The 1,965-nt window shown below is 68.0% G+C and carries 2 protein-coding genes and 2 tRNA genes; 3 read left to right on the forward strand and 1 reads right to left on the reverse strand.

Features of this window, described 5'->3' with window-relative positions:
• Nucleotides 1-62: 62 nt before the first annotated feature.
• Nucleotides 63-139 (forward strand) — tRNA-Arg (locus VGR06_RS22725).
• A 260-nt stretch (nucleotides 140-399) separates the two neighbouring features.
• On the opposite strand, the gene VGR06_RS22730 is transcribed toward VGR06_RS22725, so the two are convergent.
• Nucleotides 400-1,239, reverse strand: a complete 840-nt coding sequence (locus tag VGR06_RS22730; protein ID WP_327561125.1) for a hypothetical protein — start codon at nucleotides 1,237-1,239, stop codon at nucleotides 400-402.
• 184 nt (nucleotides 1,240-1,423) lie between these two features.
• On the opposite strand from VGR06_RS22730, the gene VGR06_RS22735 reads away from it, so the two are divergent.
• Together VGR06_RS22735 and VGR06_RS22740 are read left to right on the forward strand one after the other, a co-directional pair.
• Nucleotides 1,424-1,504 (forward strand) — tRNA-Ala (locus VGR06_RS22735).
• A 144-nt stretch (nucleotides 1,505-1,648) separates the two neighbouring features.
• A partial coding sequence (locus VGR06_RS22740; RefSeq protein ID WP_327561126.1) for a hypothetical protein occupies nucleotides 1,649-1,965 on the forward strand: 317 nt, incomplete at its 3' end.

A 1,965-nucleotide genomic window follows, 5' to 3' on the forward strand; every position in this document is an offset into this window, starting at 1 on the left:
GGTCCAAGCGCTCCGGCGGATGACGAGATCCGGGCTGTCGCGGCGTGCTATGCTCGACCCACGCGCTCGTAGCTCACTCGGATAGAGCACCAGGCTTCGAACCTGGGGGTAGGGGGTTCGAATCCCTCCGGGCGCGCCAACTTACGAGGACGCGCTCATTCGGTAGCGGACCGGTAGCGGACAGGGATCTTGATCGAGCGCTCGCCTTGTCATGGGAGCGGGGGTCTTTCCTCGTCGCTAGGCTGCTGGCCGCGAGCAGCTTGGTCGGCCTCGTATACGGCCTGGTGGCGACAGAGTTCCTCGCGGCGGCAACCTTCCCAGCGGAGCGCCGAGTCCTCGCTCGGCAGGAGGAAGATCTGTGCCGGTGCTGCCCTCCGGGCCGGGGGCGTATCAGCGGGATTACCTCTGGCGGAAGACGTGCGCCCCAGCCACGGCCTTCCAGGCCACCGGCTCGAGGGCGTCCAGGCGGCTCGGCACGGTGCGGAACGAGAATTGGACGATCGAGCCCTGCCAGTCCTCCACGTAGTCGAGGTGGCCCGCGGACGTGTACCTCGTGGCGCGCTGTTCGCGCAACGCCATGATGAAGATCGCCGACGGCGACGGCAGGGACAGGACCGCGCGGCACGCGCGCACCTCGCCGCGGCTGCTCCGGCGTGTCTCGCACGCGGGTGCGCCGCCGCGCCGCCCGTAGGCCTCGCCGAGCGTGCGCACCCGGCGTTCGGCCCCACCGGTTTCGGACAGGATGTCGACGGTGAGCTCGAACTGCGGCACACCGCTCCCGTCCAGGATCGTGGCCTCGCGCCAGTCCTGCCGGAGGTTGTAACGAGCGCGCCAGGACGCGGGCAGGTCGAGTTCGACGGTCTCGCCGCCGTGCCAGGCCATGCCGGCGGTCGGGTGGAACAGCGCGCGGCCGGTTGACTCGCGGCCCTGCAGCGTCCAGACGGCCCACCAGGCGACCACGGCGACGATGACCGCTACGATGCCCAGCATTACGACGGTGGCCGACCGCTCCTCCGGGCGGCTCAGGTGCGCGGCGATCTGCAAGGCGACAAGGCGCGCCAGTACGCCGAAGATCGAGAGCACGACGGTGAGAACGATCACGCCGGGCCGGCTGGGAGCCGGCCGCAACAGCCAGAACGCGCCCGCCAAGGCGAGGAACACGATGAGCAGGGCCTGCCGCCAGGGCGGCGCAATGCGCGGTGGGAAGGGCTCGGGGGACGTGCTGATACTGTACGGCATCCCCGGCCCGCGTTTAGCTCCGGAGCCGAAGGTTATAGGTTCGAGCCCTATCGGGCGTACCAACTTACGGGCAGACCAGCTTCCTACAGCCACTCTACAGCCACTCGAGGGTTCGCGCCGAGTGCCCCGAGCGACGACGTAGTTAATCCGCCGGCAGGCGAGCCGGCATAGCCATCCCCGCTCTCGGACAACCACCGAGTTGGCGCGCCAGGAGTCCTCGTGAATGGCATTCACGAGGTCATGGGTTCGATCCCCATCAGCTCCACGAACTCCAGCAACGAGCTCCCAATCAAACCTGGCGCGCGAGGTGTCGGCCCCGCTGCCCCAGCCTGAGCCCGTCAATGTTGGGAAGACCCCGAAGAGCGCCATTGAGCACAAGTGCGGCGCCTGCGAGGCATAATCCGTGATCGTGAACGCCCATATCGATTTCGGGTACCCCTGGTGGGTCAGTTACGGCCACGTCGTGGTCCTCGTCCCCGCCCTCGCACTTCTGCTGATGGCGCTCGCCCGGAAATGGGGCAAGGGAGCCATCGTCCTGTTCGCCGCTCTGGTTCTCTGGTCCGGCGTCTCGCTCTTCATGAGCACGTTCCTGTTCAACATCAACAGCGTTCCGCCGCTGCCCACCGCCAATTTCTTCCGGGAAGGCAAAGGCCGCGTTCTCGATATCGGCGCCGGAACCGGCCGCTCCTCCATCATGGTCCTGGCCGCGCGCCCCCAGGCCACCCT

This window comes from Actinophytocola sp. (assembly GCF_036002505.1).
Taxonomy (GTDB): Bacteria; Actinomycetota; Actinomycetes; order Mycobacteriales; family Pseudonocardiaceae; genus DASYTH01.

What these genes read in the sequence shown, in the direction of transcription:
- VGR06_RS22730 (WP_327561125.1), bottom strand. Translation starts at nt 1,239, where the DNA reads ATGCCGTACAGTATCAGCACGTCCCCCGAGCCCTTCCCACCGCGCATT.